Here is a 22,746-nt window from a genome sequence, read left to right on the forward strand (position 1 = left end):
CGTAACCCCGCACCCGAAAACGCGGCCGGTGCCCGCCCGGCAAGGGCTACGCGTCGCGGCGCTTGAGGACGATCCAGCCCGCGATCAGCGCCGCCACCGTCCAGGCCACCATGATCAGCAGCCCCTCGTACGGCCCGTACGGACGGTTCAGCGACTCCGGAACCACTGCCGTGAGCGTCTTGCCCGCCTGGTCCGGCAGATACTGCGCGTAGTCCTTCGTCGCGCTGACCCCGGTGAGGATGTTCGAGATGAGGAAGAAGAACGGCATCAGGATCGCGAAGGCCAGCAGCGGGCTGCGCAGTACGAAGCTGATGCCCATGGCGAAGAGTGCGAGCAGCGTCATGTAGACACCGCCGCCCAGCACGGCCCGCAGCACCCCCTCGTCCTGGATCGAGACGCTGTTCTCGCCCAGCAGCGCCTGCCCGACGAAGAAGGCGAGGAAGCTGGTGATCATTCCGACCACCAGCACCAGCATCGTGGCCACGAAGATCTTGGCGGCGAGGAAGACGGTGCGCTGCGGCACCGCCGCCAGTGAACTCCGGATCATGCCGGTGCTGTACTCGCTGGAGACGACCATCACGCCGAAGGCGATCATCGCGAGCTGTCCGAGGACGGAGCCCGAGAAGCTCGTCTGGGTGGCGTCGAAGGTGGCCTGCTGCCGCTCTCCCAGATTGTCGAACTGGGAAGCGGTGAGGGCACAGAAGACGGCCGACAGCCCGACTGTCACGACCAGCGCCGTGGCCAGCGTCCACAGGGTCGAGCGCACGGAGCGGATCTTGGTCCACTCGGAGCGGAGAACGCGCGTGGTGTGCGGCATGTCTATCGCCTCTTCCTGGGCGGATTGCCGCCATGGTCCGGTTGCCACCCGCCCTGCTGCGGTCCGCCCTGCTGCGGTCCACCCTGCTGCGGTCCACCCTGCTGTGGCCCGCCTTGCTGCCAGCCGCCCTGCTGCGGTCCGCCTTGCTGCGGCGCACCCTGCTGCTGCCAGCCGCCCTGCTGTGGCCCGCCCCGCTGAGGCGCACCCTGCGGCGATGTCTGATCTTGCGCGTGATACTCGACGGACTCCGCGGTCAGCTGCATGAACGCCTCCTCCAGCGAGGCCTTCTGAGGACTGAGCTCGTGCAGCACGACCTGGTACCAGGCGGCGAGTTCGCCGATACGGGCGGGCTCGATGCCCTCGACCTGCATCCCGCCGTCCTGCTCGAAGACCGGCATGACGCCGACGCTGCCCAGCACGTCCCGCATCCGCTCCGGCTGCGGGGTCCGCACGCGTACGAACGTGCGTGAGTTCTTGGCGATGAAGTCCGCCATCGACGTGTCCGCCAGCAGCTTGCCCCGCCCGATCACCACCAAGTGCTCGGCGGTCAGGGCCATTTCACTCATCAGGTGGGACGAGACGAAGACGGTGCGGCCCTCGGACGCCAGGTGTTTCATCAGGTTGCGGATCCAGTGGATGCCCTCGGGGTCGAGGCCGTTGACCGGCTCGTCGAACATCAGGATCTTCGGGTCGCCGAGCAGCGCAGCGGCGATGCCGAGCCGCTGGCCCATGCCGAGCGAGAACCCCTTCGGACGCTTCTTGGCGACGTCGCTGAGCCCGACCAGGTCCAGCACGGTGCTGATCCGCTTCTTCGGGATGTTGTTGGACTGCGCCATGCAGAGCAGATGGTTGTAGGCGCTGCGCCCGCCGTGCACGGCCTTCGCCTCCAGCAGCGCCCCGATGTAGTTGAGCGGGTCGCGGAGCTGGTCGTAGCGCTTGCCGTCGATGTGCACGTCGCCGCTGGTGGGGCTGTCCAGACCGAGCATCATCCGCATCGTCGTGGACTTGCCCGCTCCGTTGGGGCCGAGGAAGCCGGTGACCATGCCGGGTTGCACGCTGAAGGTGAGATGGTCGACGGCCGTCTTGTCCCCGTACCGCTTGGTCAGCCCGCGCAGCTCAATCATGCACCGACGCTATGCGTGCACCGGCCGTGATGCCAGTGGGTGCGCGGGCTCGACTCACATGCGTGCGCAAGGCGTCGCCGCAGTTCCCGGCGCTTTCACGCGATTGCACACATGCCGGACCGGTCTGCGGCCCCCGGCACGCGAGGAGTCTCCTACGTGCCCCGGGCCGCCCGCGGACGTGAAGCGCCCCGGACGCACTACGGGCCCGGCACGAGATGTGCCGGGCCCGTACGCGCCTGCGCGTCGGTCGGTGCCGCGCGTCAGCGGGACTGCTGGGCGGGAACGCTGCGCGCCGCCGACTCCTCGTCGGCCGCGGCCTCGCCTTCCTCGCCGCCCTGGCCGGCGGCGGCGACGGCCGCACCGGTGAGCGTCGCCAGCATCTCGCGCACGTTGGTCAGCTGCGCGTTGATGCTGTCGCGGCGGTTGGTGAGGGCAGCCAGCTCGCGCTCCGACTCGCTGCGGACGCGGTCCGCCTTGGCGTTGGCGTCGGCCACGATGTCCTCGGCCTGGCGCTGTGCCGTCTCCACCGTCTGACGGGCACGGCGCTCCGCGTCCGTGCGCAGCTTCTCGGCCTCCAGCCGCAGCTGCTCGGCGCGGTGCTCGATCTCGGCGAGGCGCTTCTCCGCCTTCGCCTGACGGGAGGCGAGGTCACGCTCGGACTGCTCGCGGCGCTTGGCGAGGTTGGTCTCGAAGTCGGCGGCGGCCTGGGCGGCCTTGGCGCGGGTGTCCTCGAAGAGGGAGTCGGCCTCCTCGCGCTTGGACTGGGCGTCCTTCTCCGCCTCCGTACGCAGGACGGTGGCCTCGCCCTTGGCCTTCTCGACGATGCTCGCGCCCTCGTCCTCGGCCTTGGACTTGCGCTCGGCGGCGAACGCCTCCGCGTCGTTACGCACCTGCTGCGCGGCGCCCTCGGCCAGCTCGCGGTGCTGTTCCGCGGCACGGCGGGCCTCGTCCCGCAGGTCCTTGGCCTCCTCCTCGGCGAGGCGGAGGATCTTCTCGACCCGGGCGCCGAGCCCCGCGTAGGACGGCTCGGAGTCGTTGACCTGGGCCTGGGCGTTCTGCGTCTCGAGGTGAAGCTCCTCAATGCGCTTTTCCAGCGAGGTGATGCGGGACAGTGCGCTGTCACGGTCGGCGACGAGCTTCGTGATGCGGTCGTCAACCTGCCCGCGGTCGTAGCCACGCCGCACGAGCTCGAAGCCGAAGGGGGAGGAAGTGTCGCTCATGGGGTTCCTGTCGAGTCAGACGGGTTATCAGACGGGGGAGTGATAGGGGAATCCTAGGGGCCAAGACGGCGTGTCATCGAGCCATTGCGGGTTTGATCTGGAGAATGTGCGCTCGTTCGAGTGGCTAACTTCCGGACTCCTTGCCAGCGGACCGAGTCGTACCTGCGCCAACACCCGCCGCCACGCCATTGGTTGACCCGGCGTCGGCGCCGCCCTTCTTACCGCCCCCCTTGTCCGTACCTCCGCCGGATCCGGGGGTTTCGAAGGATTCCAGTGCTTCCAGTACATCCTGCACGCGCGAGATCTCGGCGTTGATGTCCTCCTGGCGGCGCTCCAGCACCTCCAGTTCACGCTGCCCGGCCTCGACGGTCGTCTCCGCCTCGGCCCTGGCCTCGTCCCTGATCTGCTGGGCCTCGCGTACGAGTTCGGCCTTGCGCTGCTCGGCGTCCTTGAGCAGGCCCTCGGCCTTCTTGACCGCGGAGACACGGACGTTGCTCGCCTCGTTGTCGGCCTCGCGTACGAGGCGTGCGGCCTTCTCCTCGGCGTCACGCAGCTGTTCCTGCGCCGCCTTCACGAGCTTGTCGCAGCGCTCTCCCGCGGCCTGCATGGCCTCGGAGGACTCCCTGCGGGCCCGCTCGTGCAGCTTTTCGATCTCGCGCTCGACACGGGTGCGCTGCTCCTGCGTACGCTCCCGGATCGCGGCGGAGTCGCTCCGGGCCTCCTCCAGCATGGTGTTGGAGTCGTTGCGTGCCTTCTCCACCACCTGGCGGCTGTCCTCGCGGGCCTCGCTGACCAGACGGTCGGACTCCCTGCGGGCCGCGCCCACCATGCTGTCGGCCTGTTCCTCCGCCGTCGTCTGTGTGCGGCGGGCCTCCTCGCGGGCCTCCGCGAGCAGCCGGTCGGCCTGCTCGGCGGCGTCGTTGCGCCGGCGGGCGGCCTCCTCGCGGGCCTCGTCGAGGACGCGCTCCGACTCGGCGCGGCTCCTGTCCGCCTCTTCCAGGGCCTCCGAAACCGTGGTCTCCGCCATCGACTTGGCGGCCTCGGACTCCTCCTGCGCCTCCCGCCGCAGCTCCGCCGCAGCCTTCTCGGCCGCGGCCCGCCGGCGCGTGATCTCCTCCTCCGCGCGCTCGTGGAGGCCCGTGACCGAGTCCCGTACCTGCTGAGCGGTCTCCTCCGCGGCGCTGACCATGTCGGCCGCGCGGCGCTCCGCCTCCTCGACGAGCCGGGCCGCCTCGCTCTGCGCGTCCTCGACCCGCTGCCGGGCCGTGGCCAGGAGTTCGTCGCTCTGCTCCCGTGCGTCGGTGCGCTCCCTGTGCGCCTCCTCGCGGGCGCCGGCCAGCAGCTCCTCGGCCTCGCGCCGCCGCCGGTCGGCCTCCTCGCGGGCGGCCTCGAGCGCTTCGGCGGCCTCAGCGTTCACACGTTCCGCGGCGGCGTTGGCCTCCGACCTGATCCGGTCGGCGGTGTCCTGGGCCTCGTTGCGCAGCCGTTCCGCCTCGGAGGCGGCGTCGCTGCGCAGCTGTACGGCCAGCGCCTCGCCCTCCGCCCGGGACTGGGAGGCGTCCGAGTGCGCCTCGCTGCGCAGCCGTTCGGCCTCCTCCTCCGCCTGCTGCTGGAGGGTGCGCAGCCGCTCGGCCGACTCCGTGCGCAGCCGCTCGGTCTCGGCGCGGGCCTCCTCACGCAGGCGCTCCGACTCGCTGTGCGCCTCGCTGAGTTCGCGCTCGGCCTCCGTGAGCTTGGTCTCCGCCTCCGAGTGGAGCCGCTCCAGCTCCGCGGCGGCCTCCGCCTTGCGGTCCTTGGCGGCCTGCTCGGCCTCCTCGCGGATGCGCCTGCCGGCCTCGTCGGCGTCCGTGCGCGTCTGCCCCGCCTGCTGCTCGGCGGTCGAACGCAGCTCCTCCGCCTCGGTGTTGGCCCGCTCCAGCGTCTCCTCGGCCTGGCGGCGCAGCGTCGTGGCCCGCTCGATGGCCTCGGTGCGTACGCGGTCGCTCTCGTTGGCCGCCTCGGTGCGGGTGTCCTCCGCGTCCGCCTTGGCCTTGACCAGGAGTTCCTCGGCGTGGTTGGCCGCCTCCTCGATCTGCTGGACGGCGTCGCGGCGGGCCTCGCTCCGGATCCGCTCGCCCTCCTCGACCGCCTCCGCGCGCAGCTGCTCGGCCTCTCCGCGCAGCCGCCGGGCCTCCTCCTGGAACTCGACGGTCTTCTCGCGGTACTCCTTCGTGTCGTCCTTGGCGGCGCCTTCGAGCTCTTCGACGAGCTGTTGGGCCTCGCTGCGCAGCCGTTCGGCCTCGTCCTCCGCCTCCCGGCGGATCCGTTCGGCTTCCTCACCGGCCTTGCGCGTGGTGGCCCTGGCCTCCTCGGACGCCTTGTCGAGGGCGTCCTCCGCCGTACGTGCCGCCTCGGCGAGCTGGTTGGCGGACTCCTCGGCCGAGCGGGAGCGGGCCTCTGCCTTGGCCTCCTCGATCAGCTGCTCGGCGGCGGCCTTGGCCTCCTCGCGAAGCTGGTCCGCCTCGGCCTTGATGGCCTCGGACTCCTTGGTGGCCTCGCCGACCATGCGGGCGACTTCGTTCTTGGCGGTGCGGAGCCGCTGCTCGTTGTCCGATTCGGCGTCCGAGAGCAGCTTCTCCGCCGCCTCGGTCGCCTTCGACAGCTTCTGCTCGGCCTCGGAGCGGGCCTCGCGCAGCGCGGCCTCCGCCTCCTGCATCCGCTCTCCGGCCCGGCGCACCAGGTCGGCGGCCTCGCGCCGCGAGGACTCGGACTCGGAGGTGGAGGAGGTGCGGAGCTGCTCGGCGTGCTCGGTGGCCTCCTGGGCCTGCGTCGAAGCGGAATTGATCAACCGCTCCGCCTCGGCGCGCGCCCGCCGCAGGATCGCGTCGGCTTCCGCGCGGGCCTTCTCGGCCTCCGAGGTCATCCTGCTGCGGGTGTCGTCGGCGTGCCGCTCGGCCTCTTCGCGGGCCTGCGTCAGTGAGCGCTCGGACTCGGCGCGCGTCTCCTCCAGGAGGCGCTGCGCCTGCTGTTCCGTACGGGCGCGCAGCTGCTCGGCCCAGGCCACGTTCTCGTTGACGTGGGATTCGACGGTGGAGCGGCGCTCGGCCAGCTCCTGGTCGAGCTGCTGGCGGCGGCGTACGGCCTCGGCATGTAGCTCCGACTCCAGCCGGGACTGCTGCTCGGCCCGCTCCTGGAGCAGCCGCTGAGTCTCCATGCGGGCGTCGCGCAACTCGCGCTCGGCGTCGGCCCGCATCTGGTCGGCCTGGAGCTGGGCGTTGCGAAGCAGCGACTCGGCCTGCTGGGAGAGGTTGTCGTACCCGGCCGGACGCGTGGCGAGAGCGCGGCGCGCCTCGTGCAGCTTGGCGCGCAGCACTTCGACCTGATAGCCGAGGTCGTCGGCATGGTCGACGGCCTTCTCCCGCTCCTTCTTCAGCCGCTCCATCTCGGCCTCGAACTGCGAGAGGTGGTCGTCAGCCTCGTAGCGGTCGTAGCCCCGCACTGCGCGGTCCCATCCGTCCCCTGGTCGTGGTGGTGAACTGACCCCTCGTGGCGATGGTGTCAGATCATCGGCAGAACTCCGGGCCGGACCCCCAGCCCGGACCCTCCTCGGGATGGTGCGGAGGCCCTCCCCGGCCGAGTGGCCACTCTACCGGGCCGAAAGGCAGCCGTCAGTGGCTCGTTGTTGCCGATGAGTACTCAGAGGTGTGCGAGGCGGCCGCGGTGACCAACTCGGTGAGGACTCCGTGGCAGTCCTTGGGGTGGAGGAAGGTGATCCGCGAGTCCATCGAACCCCTGCGCGGCTCGTCGTAGAGAACCCGCACCCCGCGGCCGCGGATCTCCTCAGAGTCGGTGTCCACGTCGGCGGTGCCGAAGGCGATGTGGTGGACGCCCTCACCGTTCTTGTCCAGCCACTTCGCGACGGTGGAGTCCTCGCGCACCGGCTCCAGGAGCTGGATGTACGAGGCGCCGCCGTCGTCCGTGCCGTTGATGCGGAGCATGGCCTCGCGGACCCCCTGCTCCTCGTTGACCTCGGTGTGGAAGACCTCGAAGCCGTACGTGGCACGGTAGAAGTCGACGGTCTTGTCCAGGTCGAAACAGGCGATCCCGATGTGGTCGATACGCGTCAGCATTGCCCCAGTGCAGCGTCCGGGCACCCGGTTACGCAACGTGCGCACGGTCACACCCGCTGACCGGTGACCCGGTGGCGTACCGCTCAGTACATTGGCCGCAGTCCCCGTTAACCCTCGTTAGCTCCCTGGGCCTGGCGGCCCGGGGTACCCCATCCCCTCTGCCTCGCGGCCGGGTGGACCCCACCCCTGAGCCCTGTGGCCCGGGGGACCCTCAGGAAGGGATCTGAACCTGATGACTGGTACCTCTGTGATCGTCTCCGGCGCCCGTACGCCCATGGGACGGCTGCTCGGCTCGCTCAAGTCCTTCTCAGGGGCCGACCTCGGCGGCTTCGCGATCAAGGCGGCGCTGGAGCGGGCCGGGATCAGCGGCGACCAGGTCCAGTACGTGATCATGGGGCAGGTGCTCCAGGCCGGCGCCGGCCAGATCCCCGCCCGTCAGGCCGCCGTCAAGGCAGGCATCCCGATGAACGTGCCGGCCCTGACCGTGAACAAGGTGTGCCTCTCCGGGCTCGACGCGATCGCGCTGGCCGACCAGCTCGTGCGGGCGGGCGAGTTCGACATCGTGGTGGCCGGCGGACAGGAGTCGATGACGAACGCGCCGCACCTGCTGCCCAAGTCCCGCGAGGGCTACAAGTACGGAGCCGTCGAGATGCTCGACGCGATGGCACACGACGGGCTGACCGACTCCTTCGAGAACATCGCCATGGGCGCGTCCACCGAGAAGCACAACACCCGGCTCGGCATCGCGCGTCCCGAGCAGGACGAGGTCGCGGCGCGCTCCCATCAGCGTGCCGCCGCCGCGCAGAAGAACGGCCTCTTCGAGGCCGAGATCACTCCGGTGGAGATCCCGCAGCGCAAGGGCGACCCCGTCGTCTTCAGCGAGGACGAGGGCATCCGCGGGGAGACCACGGCCGAGTCGCTGGGCAAGCTGAAGCCCGCGTTCGCCAAGGACGGGACCATCACCGCCGGTTCCGCCTCCCAGATCTCCGACGGTGCGGCCGCCGTGGTCGTGATGAGCCGGGCCAAGGCCGAGGAGCTGGGCGTCGAGTGGCTCGCGGAGATCGGCGCGCACGGCAACGTGGCCGGGCCGGACAACTCCCTCCAGTCGCAGCCCTCGCGTGCGATCGAGCACGCGCTGGCGAAGGACGGGTCCGGGCTCGGGGCGGCGGACCTCGATCTCATCGAGATCAACGAGGCGTTCGCGGCCGTCGCCGTGCAGTCAACGAACGATCTCGGCGTCGGCCCCGAAAAGGTGAACGTCAACGGCGGTGCCATCGCGCTCGGCCATCCGATCGGGATGTCCGGCGCGCGTATCGTGCTCCACCTCGCCCTGGAGCTGCGGCGCCGGGGCGGCGGCACCGGTGCGGCCGCGCTCTGCGGCGGCGGCGGACAGGGCGACGCACTGCTGCTGCGCGTTCCGGGGAAGGCGAACGGGTAGGTCCGGGCGCCATGGCGTGGTGGCCGTGCGGGCCGCCGCGTCGCAGACGGACGTGGTGACAGCGAACTGAGGACAGGGGAGCGCAGCAGGCATGGCGGTGGACGTCTCCGAGCTGGTCGAGCAGGCGAGGGAGGGCCGGCCGAGGGCCGTGGCCCGGCTCATCTCTCTCGTGGAGGGGGCGTCCCCGCAGCTGCGCGAGGTCATGGCGGCGCTCGCGCCGCGCTGCGGCAACGCGTACGTGGTGGGCCTGACCGGTTCGCCCGGCGTCGGCAAGTCCACCTCCACCTCGGCGCTGGTGACCGCGTTCCGGCGGGCCGGCAAGCGGGTGGGCATCCTCGCCGTCGACCCGTCCTCGCCCTTCTCCGGCGGTGCGCTGCTCGGTGACCGGGTGCGGATGGGCGAGCACGCCTCCGATCCCGGCGTCTACATCCGCTCGATGGCCACGCGCGGTCACTTGGGCGGGCTGGCGTGGGCCGCCCCGCAGGCCATCCGCGTGCTGGACGCCGCGGGCTGCGACGTGGTGCTCGTCGAGACCGTCGGGGTCGGCCAGAGCGAGGTCGAGATCGCCGCGCAGGCGGACACGAGCGTCGTGCTGCTCGCCCCGGGGATGGGGGACGGGATCCAGGCCGCGAAGGCGGGGATCCTCGAGATCGGTGACGTGTACGTCGTGAACAAGGCCGACCGGGACGGAGCCGACGCGACCGTCCGCGAGCTCAACCACATGCTGGGGCTCGGCGAGGCCCGGTCGCCCGGGGACTGGCGGCCGCCCATCGTCAAGACCGTCGCCGCGCGGAGCGAGGGCGTCGAAGAGGTCATGCAGGCGCTGGAGAAGCACCGCGCCTGGATGGAGGAGCACGGGGTGCTCGCGGAGCGGCGTGCGCGGCGCGCCGCCCGGGAGATCGAGACGATCGCGGTGACGGCGCTGCGGGAGCGGATGGGGGAGCTGCGGGGCCGGAAGCGGCTGGGCGCGCTGGCGGAGAAGGTCGTCGGGGGTTCTCTCGACCCGTACGCGGCGGCGGACGAACTGATCGCGGGCGTCACCGAGCAGTAGCCGTCCTGTGCGGGCGGCCGAGGGTCCGGCGGCAGGGGGAGTGCGAACTCACGGGCGGCGGGACCGGAATCCGGTCCCGCCGCCCTTCGTGGTCCGGGGTCAGTCGTCGGCGCGGCCGTCGTCATCCCGGTCGTCGCGGTCGTCCTTGTCGTTGCGGTCGTCCCGGTCGTCGTCGGAACGCTCGCCGTCCCGGTCGTCGTCCGCGGTCTGCTGGGTGAGCTTGCCCGAGTCGGCGTCGACGAGGAAGTCCTGCTGCTTGCCGCTCTTGTCGGTCGTCTCGACCTCCCAGACACGGTTGTTCCTGTCGTCGTCCAGGTCGACCGATGTGACCGTGCCCTTCGAGGCGGCCTTGCTCGCCGCGTCGGCGGCGGAGACCTTCAGGCCGGCGGGAGCGACGTCGTCGTCCTTGCCGTCCCTGGCGTCCTCGGCCCGGTCGTCCTTGTCGTCGCGGTCGTCGCGGTCGTCCCGGTCGTCGTCACGGTCATCCTTGTCGTTGCGGTCGTCCCGGTCGTCGCGGTCGTCCGCGGAGTGGGGAGCGCTCGCGACCTGTGCGCTCTTCTGGGCGCCGTCGTCCGCCATGGCCACGGCGGAGACGGTGCCGGTGCCGACGAGTGCCGCGGCCGTGATGGTCGCGATGGCCAGCTTGCGCTTCATGGGTTCCTCCCGAGTGGGTCGCTGTGTCTCTCACAGTGGGTCCCACCGTGGCCGGACGATGCTGAAGGCAGCCTGAAGCCACCTGAAGATCTCTTCAGGTGGGATGCGGGAGAGTGGACCCATGCGTCTGCTGATCGTGGAGGACGAGCGCCGGCTCGCCCTCTCGCTCGCCCGGGGGCTGAGCGCCGAGGGATTCGCCGTCGATGTCGTGCACGACGGCAAGGAGGGGCTGCACCGGGCGAGCGAGGGCACGTACGACCTGATCGTGCTCGACATCATGCTGCCCGGCATGAACGGCTACCGGGTCTGCGGCGCCCTGCGCGCGGCGGGAGACGAGACGCCCGTGCTGATGCTGACCGCGAAGGACGGCGAGTACGACGAGGCCGAGGGCCTCGACACCGGTGCCGACGACTACCTGACCAAGCCGTTCTCGTACGTCGTGCTGCTCGCCAGGGTCCGTGCGCTGCTGCGGCGGCGTACGAGGGGCGCACGCACGGTGCTGCAGCTGGGCGAGCTCTGCGTCGACCCGGGGACCCACCGGGTGAGCGTGGGGGAGTGGGACGTGGAGGTGACGGCGAAGGAGTTCGCGGTGCTGGAGCATCTCGCGGTCAGGGCAGGGGACGTCGTCTCCAAGTCGGAAATCCTGGAACACGTCTGGGACTTCGCTTACGAGGGCGACGTCAACATCGTCGAGGTCTACGTCAGCGCGCTGCGCCGCAAACTCGGGGCGGGCTGGATCGCCACCGTGCGCGGCGCCGGATACCGGCTGGTGGACGCCGGTGCGTAGGGGATCGGTCAGGACGCGCGCCGCACTGGGCGCTGCCCTCGTCGTGGCGGTCGCACTCGTGGCCGCCGGGTTCGCCGTCGTCGCGGTGCTGCGGGACGGGCTCGCGGGCAACGCACGGCTCCAGGCGGAGTCCGCGGCCCGCTCGGTCGCCGCGGAGGTCTCGGACGTGGACGCCCGCGGTGTGCGGGAGCTGGACGGGCTCGACACCGACGAGGACGAACCCGCCCAGGTCGTGGGCCCCGGCGGGAAGGTGCTCGGCGCCGGCGGAACCCTGCGGGGAGAAGGCCCGGTCGCCGGCTTCAACCGTCCCGACGAGGACGAGGACAAGTCCGGCGACGGCACAGCCGGACAGGAGACCGAGGACGCCGGCGACGACGCGACCGACGACGCCGGCGAGGAGGCGGACGAGGACGGAGGCGCGGCCGCCGCCGGAGCCGCAGCCGAGGTCGACCGGGACGCCGAGGAGCGGACCGTCGGCCTGGACGGCCAGGACTTCACCGTCGTCGGCGTGCAGAGCCGTACCCGCGACGGCACCCCGGTGACCGTCTACGCGGGCGCGTCCCTCAAGGACCAGCAGGAGGCGGTCTCGTCGGTGACGCAGGCGATGCTCGTCGGACTGCCGGTGATGCTGCTCGTCGTCGGGGGCGTGACGTGGCTGGTGACGCGGCGTGCGCTGCAGCCGGTGGAGGGCATCCGCAGCGAGATGGCCGGGATCATGGCCAGCGCCGACCTGTCGCGGCGCGTGCCCGAGCCCGACGCACGGGACGAGGTGGCGCGGCTCGCCCGTACGACGAACGACACCCTGGCCGCGCTCGAGTCCTCGGTCGAACGTCAGCGGCGCTTCGTCGCGGACGTCTCGCACGAGCTGCGCAGCCCCATCGCGTCCCTGCGGACACAGCTGGAGGTGGGTGCTGCGCACCCGGACCTGCTGGATGTGGACGGGGCGGTCCAGGACACCGTGCGGCTGCAGCAGCTGGCGACCGACCTGCTGCTGCTCGCCCGCCTGGACGCCGGCGAGCGGCCCGGGGACGGCCGCGTGGCGCTGGGTGCGCTCGTACGGGAGGAGCTGGCTCAGCAGCAGCCGCAGCCGCACCCCGTACGGCTCGGGGAGATGACGGACGGCGAAGTGACCGGATCGAGGGCGCAGTTGGCGCGCGTGGTGGTCAATCTGCTGCAGAACGCGCAGCGGCACGCGGCGTCGCGGGTCCTCGTGTCCGTACAGGAGAGCCGCGAGACGGACGGCCGGTGGGTGGAGCTGGTGGTCGAGGACGACGGGCCCGGCGTGCCCGAGGCGGAACGGGAGCGGATCTTCGAGCGCTTCGTACGGCTCGACGACGCCCGCAGCCGCGACGAGGGCGGTGCCGGGCTCGGCCTCGCCATCGCCCGCGACGTGGCGGCACGGCACGGCGGGACGCTGACGGTTCCGGCGGGCTCCCGCTTCGTACTGCGGCTGCCGGCGGCGTGACGGCGACGAGCCTGAGGGCGGCCGGTCCCGGCCGCGGGCCCGTGTGACGGGCCTCGGCGAAGTGCGGGTGGTGGCCTAGAACCGGCCCCGCTCGGCCCGCAGCTTCTCGGCAACCGGCAGGAGCGTCTCGCGCAGGTGGCCGAGGTCCTCCGGTGCCATGCGGTCGATGAAGTGGCGCCGTACGGAGTCGACATGGTGGGGCGCGACGCTGCGCATCGTCTCCCACCCCTCCTCGGTCAGCACGGCGAAGAGTCCGCGCTTGTCGGACTCGCAGTTCTCGCGGCGGACCAGGCCCGCCTTCTCCATGCGCGTGATCTGGTGCGAGAGGCGGCTCTTGGACTGCAGCGTGGATGTCGCGAGGTCGCTCATCCGCATCCGGTGCTCCTCGGACTCGGATAGGTTGACCAGGATCTCGTAGTCGTTCATGGTCAGGCCGAACGGCTGGAGGTCACGCTCCAGCTGGTACATGAGCAGCCTGCTGACGTCCAGGTGGATGCGCCAGGCTCTCTGCTCGTCAGCGGTGAGCCAACGGGTGCCGTTGGTGCCGTCGTCGGTGTCCATGAACGAGACTTTACATAGCGCCCGTACAGATGTGCTCCCGTCCCGCACTCAGAGCCCGAACCTGCGCTGCAGGCCTCCGAGCTGGCCCGGGAGCTGCGGCGTCTGCTGCCCGCCGCGCTGACCGCCCTGTCCGCCGCCGGGGACACCTGCCTCGTGCGGCACGGCTCCGGTCGCCTGCTCCGCCATGAGCGTCTCGCTGGACTGGATAAGGACGGTGCCGGCCCCCACGAACTCGAACTGGTGCTCCTCGCCGGACGCTCCGCCGATGCCCGTCAGGGCGCGGATGCCCCCCAGCACGCCCTTGAGGTAGCCGTGGTCGTAGTGGTGGCACGGCGAGGGGCAGTCCGCCCAGCCCACCAGGGCCTGCGGGTCGACGCGTACGGGCGGCTCCACGAAGTGCACCGCTCCGTTGGAGGCGGCGACGAACTTGCCGGTGCCGATGAGGGTGAGGAACCCGGGGACGATCGACTGCTTGAGAGACAGCGACGGCTCGAAGGCCAGCAGGTTCCCGGAGCGCACCGTGAGGTTGCCGTCCTCCAGGTCGTAGGAGTTGACGTCGAAGGCCCGGTCGGCGAGCAGCATCTTGCCGCTGCCCTGGGCCACGACCCAGTCGGCGGCGTGCAGCGGGGAGTGGAAGCTGCCGGCGACGAGACCGTCGAGGTGGCCGTGGCCGACTCCGCTGAAGTCGATCTGCCCGTAGTAGGCGATCATCTTGCCCTTCTGCAGGAACCACTGCCCGTTGAGCTCCACGCAGAAGGTGTAGGGGTCGACGTTGTCGGTGGACGGAAGCGTCGTGACGTCCAGGACGCGCGGGGCGGTGCTCACAGCTTCTCCTCACTTGCCTGTACGAACACGGCTCCGTTGCCGGACAGTTCGAGCTGGAAGCCCTCGCCGGAGCCGCGTCCGACCATGTCGCGCCAGCCGAGCGCCGTGGAGAGCTTGTTGCGCACGTCGCCGTGGTGCGCCACGTACGCCTGCGGGTCCACGTGCACGGGACGGTCCGGGGTGACCGGGAGCTGGATGATCCCGCCGTGGGCCATCACCGCGACGGCGCCCCTGCCCTTGAGCGTGGTGGTGAACAGGCCCTGGCCGGTGACCTGGCCGCGGACCATGCCCATCACGCCGCCGTCCGAGCCGAGGAAGAGCGTGCCCTGCTCCAGGGTCCCGTCGAAGGCGAGCAGCCGGTCGGCCTCGACGCAGAGGGTGTCGCCGTCGAGCTCGATCACCTCGACGTGGTGGCCGCCGTGGCCGAACATCACGGTGCCCTGACCCTCGACCGTCATCAGCGGCGTCGCCTCGTTGGCCACGCGGCGCCCGATCATGGACGTCAGACCGCCCTGTCCGCCCTGCATGTTGGGCGTGAAGCGGACGTCGCCCTTGTACGCGATCATGGCGCCGCGCTGGCTGAACAGCCGCTGCCCGGGCTGCACATGGGCCTCGACCATCTTGGCGTTGATCTCCCGGAACGGCATCAGACCTCGCCCCCGACCGTGTTGCGCTCGCTGGGCTGCACATAGACCAGCCCGTCACCTTCGAAGCGGATCTGGAAGGACTCGCCGGACCCTTCACCCATGATCGTGCGGAAGTTGACCCCGGACTGGAAGTGCTGCTGGAGGTTCCCCTGGTGCGCGATGTACGCGCCCGGGTCGACCTGGAGCGGCATGCCCGGCCCGACGCGCAGCACCACAGCGGGCCCGTCGGACATCAGCGCTGCCTGCCCGGTGCCCTCGACGGTGGTGGTGAACAGCCCGTTGCCCTGGGAGGCGCCGCGCAGCCCGGTGAAGGTCGTACCGGTGCGCAGGCCCGAGTCCGTGCAGAGCAGGTTGCTCGCCTCGACGTGGAGCGTCTCGCCGGTCAGCTGGACGAGGTTGATGTCGCTGGCGCGGTCGGCGAAGTAGCACGTGCCGTGCCCCTTCACCTCCATGACCGTCATCTGCTCGCCGGTCAGCCGGCGGGTCACCATCCCCCGCAGGCCCTCGCCGCCGCCTGACATCTTCTTGAACGCCATCTCGCCCTCGTAGGCGACCATGGAACCGTTCTTCGCTTTCACGGCGTCGCCGCTCATCGAGACGGCGAGCACTTTCGCACTGTGAAGTCGGAACTGAGGCACATGGGAAACCTACCCTGGGCTGGGCGAGACAGGGCAAGGCTGCAAGAATGGGCAGCGCTTGTGCATCTCTTCACAAACGATCGAGGTCTGCCGTGTCCATCCTGGAAACCCCGACCGGCCTGCCGCCGAAGTCGGTCTCCGCCCTGCGCCGCCTCCGTCTGGTCTCGACCCCCGAGGCGATCTCCTTCCTCCTGCTGCTGGGCTGCTCCGTACTGAAGCGGACCAGCGACTTCAACGCGGTGCCCGTGATGGGTGCGGTGCACGGCGGGCTCTTCGTTCTCTACGTGCTCTTCTGGGCCGACGCCTGGAACCGCGTGCGGTGGCCGCTCGGCCGCGCCGCCCTGATCTTCGTCCTGGCCGTGCTGCCGCTCGGCGGCTTCTTCGCCGACAGGATGCTGCGCCGCGAGGAGGAGGCGGGCGTGATCGCCGCCCGTGCCCGCAAGGAGCAGGACGTGCGGCGCGTGAACCTGAACGCGGAGAAGCAGTGATCGTCGCCTTCTCCGTCACACCGCTCGGCGTGGGCGAGGACGTCGGCGAACACGTCGCGGAGGCGGTGCGGATCGTCCGCGAGTCGGGGCTGCCGAACCGCACCGACGCCATGTTCACGTCGCTGGAAGGCGAATGGGACGAGTGCATGGCGGTCGTGCGCAGGGCCGTCGCCGCCGTGGAGGAGCGTGCTCCGCGCGTCTCGCTCGTCCTCAAGGCGGACATCAGGCAGGGCGTGACGGACGGGCTCACCTCGAAGGTCGAGTCGGTGGAGCAGCAGCTCAACGGTCAGGGCTGAGCGCCGGCGGTCACGACGCCCGGGGGGTGTCGCCGCCCCCCGCCAGCAGCGCGATGCCCAACGGCGTGCGCTCGTAGAGCACTTGGTGATGCACGCGCCGTGAGGTCAGCAGACCGGCGTCCCGCAGCACCGACAGATGGGCGGAGACCGACGACGGCGCGAGCCCGAGACGTGCGGCGAGCGAGGTCGTGGACGCCGGCTCCTCCAACTCGCCCAGCACGGCAGCCCTGTTGGCGCCCAGCAGACGCGCCACGGCCTGCGCCGAATCCGGCGTGGGCCGCTGCCACAGGCCGCCGACACCGCGCGCCGGATAGATCACGGTGGGCTGCCAGGGCGGCGCGAAGCCGCTGACCACGTCCGGCCATATGAACGCGCTCGGCATCAGCAGCACGCCGCGGCCGCTCAGCTCCTGCACCATCGCCCCCCGGTACTTGGTCCGTACGGAGAGAGTGCCCTCGCTCCAGGACAGCCTCGGATGCAGATCCGCGAACAGCCGCTCCAGACCGGCCTCCGCCAGCTGCCGTGAGCGGTGGGCGATGTCGGCCTCCAGCAGGTCACGCAGCCGGGGCCAGTCGGTGGCCAGCAGCGCGTCCCAGGCGCGCTGCGTCAGGTCCGCCAGCTCCTGCACGGCGCGCGCCGGGTCCTCCAGCATCGCCCGGCCGCGGGCCGACTCGGCGGCACCGGGCGTGGACGCGAGGGAGAGGGCGATCTCGTCGCGGGCAAGGGCCGGGTCGGTGCGGCGCACTTCCTCCAGCTCGTCTCCGAAGGCGGCCGGCGGCCCACCGCTCGTCGACGGCGGCGGTCCCAGGAAGTCCGGTGTGTAGCCGCTGGGTTGCGGCATCAGCAGCCACAGCGGTGCAAGGTCGATCCCTGCGACGGCGTCGTGGATCCTGCGCAGCCACGGCAGGTGGTAGCTGTGCCGGTCGGTGCGGCGCAGCGTGCGCACGGCCTCATGGGTCTCGCACAGCGGGGAGAAGGCGAAGCGGCATCGCAGCAAGTCCTCGGCGCCGAACCGCAGATGATGAGGCATGGCGCCCTCCTCCCGGATTCGTGCTGTGCCGAAAGACTAGAGACCACGGGCTGCCCGCGACAGGCTTCCCGCCATGCCTCCTCCTGCCGCGCAGCGCGACGGCTACCGGGCAGTCTTCCGGGTGCGGGAGTTCCGCTTCGTCTTCGCGGCGCATGTGCTCTCGCTGCTGGGCGCCGTCGTCTCGCACGTCGCACTGCCCGTACTCGTATACGCCGATACCGCCTCGCCCTTCATGTCCGCCCTCACCTTCGCCTTGGGGTTCATGCCGCAGGCGCTGGGCGGCGCCCTGCTCCCGCCCGTCGCCGAACGGTACGAGGGACGCCGGGTGCTGGTGGGATGCGACCTGGTCTGCGCCGTGGGCGTCGCCGCCATGACGGTGCCGGGCATGCCGCTGGCCGCGCTGCTGGCCCTCCGCGCGGTGACGGCCTTCGTGCAGCCGCTGTTCGGCGGCGTACGGGCGGCCGGCCTCGGCGAGATCCTCAAGGGCGACGCCTTCGTGCTGGGACGCTCGCTGATCAGGATCTCGGCGCAGGCGGCCCAGATCGCGGGCTTCGCGGCGACGGGCCTGCTTCTGCTGGTGCTGCCGCCGCGCGGCGCCCTGCTGCTCACGGTCGCCGGGTTCCTGGCCTCGGCTGCGCTGTTGCGCATCGGCACCCGGGCCCGTCCTCCGATCACCGGCGTACGCACATCGGAAGGCGCGGACGGAGGCTCCCCCGGCGGAACCTCCGGCGGCGCCCGTGGCGGCTTCCGCGGCGGCACGCGGGCCGGCACCCGCGCCCTCTTCGCCGACCGGCGCATACGTGCCCTCCTCGCCCTGACCTGGCTGCCCCCGGCCTTCCTCGTCGTACCGGAGGGGCTTGCCGCTCCGTACTCGGCGGAGATCGGTGCCGGGCCGGTCGGCGTGGGACTGCTGCTGGCCGCGATGCCGGTGGGAGGTGTCGCGGCCGAACTGGCCGCGGGCGCGCTGCTGCGGCCCGGTGCCCGGGAGCGGCTGGTGCTGCCGCTGGCGGGCTGTCTGCTGCTGCCGTTCCTGCTCTTCGCCTGGCGGCCCGGGCTGCCGCTCGCGCTGGCCGCGCTGCTCGTCGCCGGTTCGGGCATCGCCTACACGCTCGGCCTCGACCGCTGGTTCTTCGACGCCGTCCCGGAGGAGCTGCGGGCCCGTGCCATGACGGTGATGACGGCGGGGATGATGACGGTGCAGGGCATGGGGATGGCGGCGGGCGGCCTCGCCGCGGAGTTCATGCCGCCGCACTGGGCGGTCGTGGCGGCCGGCGTGCTGGGCACGGCATGCGTGCTCGCCGCGGTGCGTGCGGTGCGAGCGGCTCCGGCGCCCGGCGCCGGAGGGGCCGCCCGTACGGGCACCCGCGAGGGCGCCGGAGGACCGGTTCCTGAGACGCCTGTGTCCGACGTGTGAGCGCCCATTAGGGTTTACGGCGTGCCGAAGCCGCTCAGTCTGACGTTCGACCCGATCGCCCGCGCCGACGAGCTCTGGAAGCAGCGGTGGGGGTCGGTGCCGTCCATGGCCGCGATCACCTCGATCATGAGAGCCCAGCAGATCCTGCTCGCCCAGGTCGACGCCGTGGTCAAGCCCTACGGCCTCACCTTCGCGCGGTACGAGGCGCTCGTGCTGCTCACCTTCTCGAGAGCCGGCGAGCTGCCGATGTCGAAGATCGGCGAGCGTCTGATGGTGCACCCGACGTCGGTCACGAACACCGTCGACCGGCTCCAGAAGTCCGGACTCGTCGACAAGCGCCCCAATCCCGAGGACGGCCGGGGCACACTCGCCTCCATCACCGACAGGGGCCGCGAGGTGTGCGAGGCGGCGACCCGGGAGCTGATGGCCGTGGACTTCGGGATGAGCGCGTACGACGCGGAGGAGTGCGGGGAGATCTTCGCGATGCTCCGTCCCCTGCGCGTCTCCGCTCAGGACTTCGCGGAGGACCAGGGCGCCTGAAGGGTCCGCGGAACGGCCCGTTACGCTCGTCCCCATGAAGAAGTCCGTACTGACCCGGTACCGGGTGATGGCCTACGTCACCGCTGTGATGCTGCTGGTGCTGTGCACTTGCATGATCTTCAAGTACGGATTCGGCATGGGCAAGGACCTGACCTTCGTGGTCTCGCAGGCCCACGGGCTCCTCTACATGATCTACCTCGTCGTCGCCTTCGACCTGGGGCAGAAGGCCCGCTGGCCGTTCGGCAAGCTGCTGTGGATCCTGGTCTCCGGGACGATTCCGACGGCCGCCTTCTTCGTCGAGCGCAAGATCGCGGCCGAGGTCGCGCCGCTGGTCGAGGACGGGGACACCGCTCCCGCCAAGGCGTAACAGCCGCCCCTTCCGTACGTGTGACCCTCTGCCGTCGACCGGCTTCACCGAACGATCGGTCGACAATTACTAGGACGTCCAAGTAAATTCGGGGGTATGGACGCACACGCGATTGAAGAGGGCCGCCGCCGCTGGCAGGCCCGGTACGACGCCGCCCGCAAGCGCGATGCGGACTTCACCACGCTCAGCGGCGACCAGGTGGCGCCCGTCTACGGGCCGCGCTCCGGGGACACGGTCGAGGGCTTCGAGCGCATCGGCTGGCCCGGCGAGTATCCGTTCACTCGCGGCCTCCACCCCACCGGGTACCGCGGCCGGACGTGGACGATCCGCCAGTTCGCGGGCTTCGGCAACGCCGAGCAGACCAACGAGCGCTACAAGATGATCCTGGAGTCCGGCGGCGGCGGTCTGTCCGTGGCCTTCGACATGCCGACGCTGATGGGCCGGGACTCCGACGACCCCCGCTCGCTGGGCGAGGTCGGGCACTGCGGCGTCGCCATCGACTCCGCCGCCGACATGGAGGTGCTCTTCTCCGGCATCCCCCTCGGCGACGTCACGACCTCGATGACGATCTCGGGCCCCGCGGTGCCGGTCTTCTGCATGTACCTGGTCGCGGCGGAGCGGCAGGGCGTGGACCCGGGCGTCCTGAACGGCACGCTCCAGACGGACATCTTCAAGGAGTACATCGCCCAGAAGGAGTGGCTCTTCCAGCCGGAGCCCCATCTGCGGCTCATCGGCGACCTGATGGAGCACTGCAGCCGCGGCATCCCCGCCTACAAGCCGCTCTCCGTCTCCGGTTACCACATCAGGGAAGCGGGCTCCACCGCCGCGCAGGAGCTGGCGTACACGCTCGCCGACGGTTTCGGCTACGTCGAACTGGGCCTGAGCCGGGGCCTCGACGTCGACACCTTCGCGCCGGGCCTGTCCTTCTTCTTCGACGCGCACGTCGACTTCTTCGAGGAGATCGCCAAGTTCCGCGCCGCGCGCAGGATCTGGGCCCGCTGGATGCGCGACGAGTACGGGGCGAGAAGTGAGAAGGCGCAGTGGCTGCGCTTCCACACCCAGACGGCGGGCGTCTCGCTCACCGCTCAGCAGCCGTACAACAACGTCGTACGAACCGCAGTCGAGGCGCTCGCGGCCGTGCTCGGCGGCACCAACTCCCTGCACACCAACGCCCTCGACGAGACGCTCGCGCTGCCCAGTGAGCAGGCGGCGGAGATCGCGCTGCGCACGCAGCAGGTGCTGATGGAGGAGACCGGCGTCACCAACGTCGCGGACCCGCTGGGCGGTTCCTGGTACATCGAGGCGCTCACCGACCGCATCGAGGCCGACGCGGAGAAGATCTTCGAGCAGATCAAGGAGCGCGGCCGCCGCGCGGTACCGACGGGGGAGCACCCCATCGGGCCCATCACCTCAGGCATCCTGCGCGGCATCGAGGACGGCTGGTTCACCGGTGAGATCGCCGAGGCGGCCTTCACCTACCAGCGTGCGCTGGAGAAGGAGGAGAAGAAGGTCGTCGGCGTCAACTGCCACCACTCCTCGGTCACCGGCGATCTGGAGATCCTGCGCGTCAGCCACGAGGTCGAGCACGAGCAGGTGCGGGCACTCGGCGAGCGCCGCAAGGAACGCGACGAGGCGGCCGTCAGCGCGGCCCTGGCCACCATGATGGAGGCCGCCCGCAGCGACGCGAACATGATCGAGCCGATGCTCGACGCCGTACGCGCGGAGGCCACGCTCGGCGAGATCTGCGACGCGCTGCGGGACGAGTGGGGCGTCTACACGGAGCCGCCGGTCTTCTGACCGGCCGGCTGCCGCGGTCGGGCCTCCGCGGTCGGGCCCTCGCGGTCGGGCCTCCGCGGGCGTGCGGAGGGGGAGGGCCCGGTCCGTAGCATGTACGGCTGTGCCGTCCAGGGAGCCGTGGAGCCGCAGGTGAACAGACCGCCGGGGCCGGGCGCGGCCGGTCCGCCGCCGCCGGACCCGCCGTCGGGGCGGCTGCACCGCCGGCTCGGAGTCCTCGACGCGGTCACCGTGGGGCTGGGGTCGATGCTCGGCGCGGGAATCTTCGCCGCGCTCGCACCGGCGGCACGCGCCGCCGGCTCGGGCCTCCTCGTGGGCCTCGCGCTCGCGGCTGTCGTGGCGTACTGCAACGCGACCTCTTCGGCCCGGCTGGCCGCCCGGCACCCGGCCTCCGGAGGCACCTACGTCTACGGGCGCGAGCGGCTCGGGGACTTCTGGGGCCACCTCGCGGGGTGGGCCTTCGTGACCGGCAAGACCGCGTCGTGCGCGGCGATGGCGCTGACAGCGGGCTCCTACGCCTGGCCGGAGCATGCTCATGCAGTGGCCGTCGCGGCAGTGGCCGCGATGACGGCGGTGAACCACGCGGGGGTGCAGAAGTCCGCCTGGGTCACCCGCGCCGTGGTGGGGCTCGTACTGGCCGTGCTCGCCGCACTGGTGACCGCCGTCCTGACCTCCGGCGGAACGGACGCGGCACGGCTGGGGCCGGGCGCGGACCTCACGGTGCCCGCGGTGCTCCAGGCGGCGGGCCTGCTGTTCTTCGCCTTCGCCGGATACGCGCGCATCGCGACCCTCGGCGAGGAGGTGCGCGACCCCGCCCGCGTCATCCCACGCGCCGTGCTGACCGCCCTGGCGGTCGCGCTGGCCGTGTACGCGGTGGTCGCGGCCGCCGTGCTGTCCGTCCTGGGCGGCGAGGGGCTGGCGGACGCCGGCGCCCCGCTGACCGAGGCCGCGCGGGCGGCGGGAGTCCCGGGGCTGGAGGGGGCCGTACGGGTCGCGGCGGTGGTCGCCGCGCTGGGCGCCCTCCTGACCCTCGTACTCGGCGTCTCCCGGACAGTGCTGGCGATGGCCCGCGACCGTCACCTTCCGCATGCCCTGGCAGCGGTTCATCCGCGCTTCGAGGTGCCGCACCGCGCGGGCCTCGCCGTCGGCGCCGTCGTCGCGGTCCTGGCCGCGACGGCGGACGTGCGCGGCGCGATCGGCTTCTCGTCCTTCGGGGTGCTCGTCTACTACGCGATCGCCAACGCGTCCGCGTGGACGCTCACTTCATCCCGCGGCCGCCGTCGCCGCGTCGTCCCGGCGGCCGGCCTGGCCGGCTGTCTGGCCATGGCCTTCGCCCTCCCCGTCTCCTCGGTCCTCGCCGGCGCGGCGGTCCTGACGGCGGGTGCGGCGGTCTTCGCGCTGCGCCGCGCTCGGCGCTGACACGCATGCGCCGGGGCCTTTTCCGCGCCGCGGTCCCGCCCCGGGGTCCCGCTCGTACGGCC

Annotated in this window: 22 protein-coding genes; 11 read left to right on the forward strand and 11 right to left on the reverse strand. The window is 71.5% G+C overall.

Features of this window, described 5'->3' with window-relative positions; genetic code table 11:
* Positions 1-46 precede the first annotated feature (46 nt).
* The 5 genes from AN215_RS25125 to mce all read right to left on the reverse strand — a co-directional run bounded on the left by AN215_RS25125 (position 47) and on the right by mce (position 7,270).
* Positions 47-817, reverse strand: a complete 771-nt coding sequence (locus AN215_RS25125) for an ABC transporter permease (protein ID WP_070010874.1) — start codon at positions 815-817, stop codon at positions 47-49.
* A 2-nt stretch (positions 818-819) separates the two neighbouring features.
* Positions 820-1,941: an ABC transporter ATP-binding protein gene (locus AN215_RS25130; protein ID WP_079123396.1), complete on the reverse strand. Its 1,122-nt coding sequence runs from the start codon at positions 1,939-1,941 to the stop codon at positions 820-822.
* Between the two features lie 260 nt (positions 1,942-2,201).
* Positions 2,202-3,161 carry a coiled-coil domain-containing protein gene (locus AN215_RS25135; RefSeq protein WP_070010873.1) on the reverse strand — a complete coding sequence of 320 codons (960 nt, stop codon included), beginning with the start codon at positions 3,159-3,161 and terminating at the stop codon, positions 2,202-2,204.
* A gap of 124 nt (positions 3,162-3,285) precedes the next feature.
* The gene (gene scy / locus AN215_RS25140) at positions 3,286-6,639 is read right to left on the reverse strand and encodes a polarized growth protein Scy (protein WP_070010872.1); all 3,354 of its coding nucleotides are present in this window, start codon (positions 6,637-6,639) and stop codon (positions 3,286-3,288) included.
* Between the two features lie 169 nt (positions 6,640-6,808).
* Positions 6,809-7,270 (reverse strand): methylmalonyl-CoA epimerase, encoded by a 462-nt coding sequence (gene mce / locus AN215_RS25145; RefSeq protein ID WP_070010871.1) that lies wholly within the window; start codon positions 7,268-7,270, stop codon positions 6,809-6,811.
* Positions 7,271-7,517: 247 nt separating this feature from the next.
* Between mce and AN215_RS25150 the strand changes: the two genes are divergently transcribed.
* Positions 7,518-8,708 (forward strand): acetyl-CoA C-acetyltransferase, encoded by a 1,191-nt coding sequence (locus tag AN215_RS25150; RefSeq protein ID WP_070010870.1) that lies wholly within the window; start codon positions 7,518-7,520, stop codon positions 8,706-8,708.
* Between the two features lie 91 nt (positions 8,709-8,799).
* Positions 8,800-9,759 carry a methylmalonyl Co-A mutase-associated GTPase MeaB gene (meaB, locus tag AN215_RS25155; protein ID WP_070010869.1) on the forward strand — a complete coding sequence of 320 codons (960 nt, stop codon included), beginning with the start codon at positions 8,800-8,802 and terminating at the stop codon, positions 9,757-9,759.
* 99 nt (positions 9,760-9,858) lie between these two features.
* On the opposite strand, the gene AN215_RS25160 is transcribed toward meaB, so the two are convergent.
* Positions 9,859-10,413, reverse strand: coding sequence for a PepSY domain-containing protein (locus AN215_RS25160; RefSeq protein ID WP_070010868.1), 555 nt, complete (start codon positions 10,411-10,413; stop codon positions 9,859-9,861).
* Between the two features lie 121 nt (positions 10,414-10,534).
* Here AN215_RS25160 and AN215_RS25165 point away from each other — a divergent pair, with 121 nt between their 5' ends.
* Positions 10,535-11,200: a response regulator transcription factor gene (locus AN215_RS25165; protein WP_070010867.1), complete on the forward strand. Its 666-nt coding sequence runs from the start codon at positions 10,535-10,537 to the stop codon at positions 11,198-11,200.
* On the forward strand, positions 11,193-12,665 hold the full coding sequence (locus tag AN215_RS25170) for a sensor histidine kinase (protein WP_070010866.1): 1,473 nt from the start codon (positions 11,193-11,195) through the stop codon (positions 12,663-12,665). The genes AN215_RS25165 and AN215_RS25170 overlap by 8 nt, the downstream gene beginning before the upstream one ends.
* A gap of 75 nt (positions 12,666-12,740) precedes the next feature.
* Here the strand turns inward: AN215_RS25170 and AN215_RS25175 are convergent, their stop codons facing one another.
* The 4 genes from AN215_RS25175 to AN215_RS25190 are packed head-to-tail and all read right to left on the reverse strand — an operon-like array spanning position 12,741 to position 15,336.
* Complete coding sequence (locus AN215_RS25175) at positions 12,741-13,226, reverse strand: MarR family winged helix-turn-helix transcriptional regulator (protein WP_070010865.1); 486 nt, start codon at positions 13,224-13,226, stop codon at positions 12,741-12,743.
* Positions 13,227-13,274: 48 nt separating this feature from the next.
* A complete protein-coding gene (locus tag AN215_RS25180) occupies positions 13,275-14,051 on the reverse strand; it encodes an AIM24 family protein (RefSeq protein ID WP_070010864.1) in 777 nt (258 codons plus the stop codon).
* Positions 14,048-14,698 (reverse strand): AIM24 family protein, encoded by a 651-nt coding sequence (locus AN215_RS25185; protein WP_070010863.1) that lies wholly within the window; start codon positions 14,696-14,698, stop codon positions 14,048-14,050. Before AN215_RS25185 ends, AN215_RS25180 begins: the two co-directional genes overlap by 4 nt.
* Positions 14,698-15,336 (reverse strand): AIM24 family protein, encoded by a 639-nt coding sequence (locus AN215_RS25190; RefSeq protein WP_079123397.1) that lies wholly within the window; start codon positions 15,334-15,336, stop codon positions 14,698-14,700. The genes AN215_RS25185 and AN215_RS25190 overlap by 1 nt, the downstream gene beginning before the upstream one ends.
* A gap of 92 nt (positions 15,337-15,428) precedes the next feature.
* On the opposite strand from AN215_RS25190, the gene AN215_RS25195 reads away from it, so the two are divergent.
* The gene (locus AN215_RS25195; protein WP_070010862.1) at positions 15,429-15,824 is read left to right on the forward strand and encodes a DUF3817 domain-containing protein; all 396 of its coding nucleotides are present in this window, start codon (positions 15,429-15,431) and stop codon (positions 15,822-15,824) included.
* Positions 15,821-16,120 (forward strand): MTH1187 family thiamine-binding protein, encoded by a 300-nt coding sequence (locus tag AN215_RS25200; RefSeq protein ID WP_070010861.1) that lies wholly within the window; start codon positions 15,821-15,823, stop codon positions 16,118-16,120. Before AN215_RS25195 ends, AN215_RS25200 begins: the two co-directional genes overlap by 4 nt.
* Before the next feature lie 10 nt (positions 16,121-16,130).
* Here AN215_RS25200 and AN215_RS25205 read toward each other — a convergent pair whose 3' ends face one another.
* On the reverse strand, positions 16,131-17,150 hold the full coding sequence (locus AN215_RS25205) for an ArsR/SmtB family transcription factor (RefSeq protein WP_070010860.1): 1,020 nt from the start codon (positions 17,148-17,150) through the stop codon (positions 16,131-16,133).
* A 73-nt stretch (positions 17,151-17,223) separates the two neighbouring features.
* Here AN215_RS25205 and AN215_RS25210 point away from each other — a divergent pair, with 73 nt between their 5' ends.
* From AN215_RS25210 to AN215_RS25230, 5 genes are all read left to right on the forward strand, one after another.
* Positions 17,224-18,564 (forward strand): MFS transporter, encoded by a 1,341-nt coding sequence (locus AN215_RS25210; RefSeq protein ID WP_070010859.1) that lies wholly within the window; start codon positions 17,224-17,226, stop codon positions 18,562-18,564.
* Between the two features lie 21 nt (positions 18,565-18,585).
* Entirely contained in the window at positions 18,586-19,104 is a 519-nt protein-coding gene (locus tag AN215_RS25215) for a MarR family transcriptional regulator (RefSeq protein ID WP_070010858.1), read from the forward strand.
* Positions 19,105-19,138: 34 nt separating this feature from the next.
* Positions 19,139-19,471: a DUF3817 domain-containing protein gene (locus AN215_RS25220; RefSeq protein WP_070010857.1), complete on the forward strand. Its 333-nt coding sequence runs from the start codon at positions 19,139-19,141 to the stop codon at positions 19,469-19,471.
* Positions 19,472-19,567: 96 nt separating this feature from the next.
* Positions 19,568-21,268: a coenzyme B12-dependent isobutyryl-CoA mutase large subunit gene (gene icmA / locus AN215_RS25225; RefSeq protein WP_070010856.1), complete on the forward strand. Its 1,701-nt coding sequence runs from the start codon at positions 19,568-19,570 to the stop codon at positions 21,266-21,268.
* 129 nt (positions 21,269-21,397) lie between these two features.
* A complete protein-coding gene (locus tag AN215_RS25230) occupies positions 21,398-22,684 on the forward strand; it encodes an APC family permease (protein WP_420856154.1) in 1,287 nt (428 codons plus the stop codon).
* Positions 22,685-22,746: the final 62 nt, after the last annotated feature.

It is taken from the genome of Streptomyces abyssalis, from assembly GCF_001751365.1.
In the GTDB taxonomy this organism is placed as follows: domain Bacteria; phylum Actinomycetota; class Actinomycetes; order Streptomycetales; family Streptomycetaceae; genus Streptomyces; species Streptomyces abyssalis.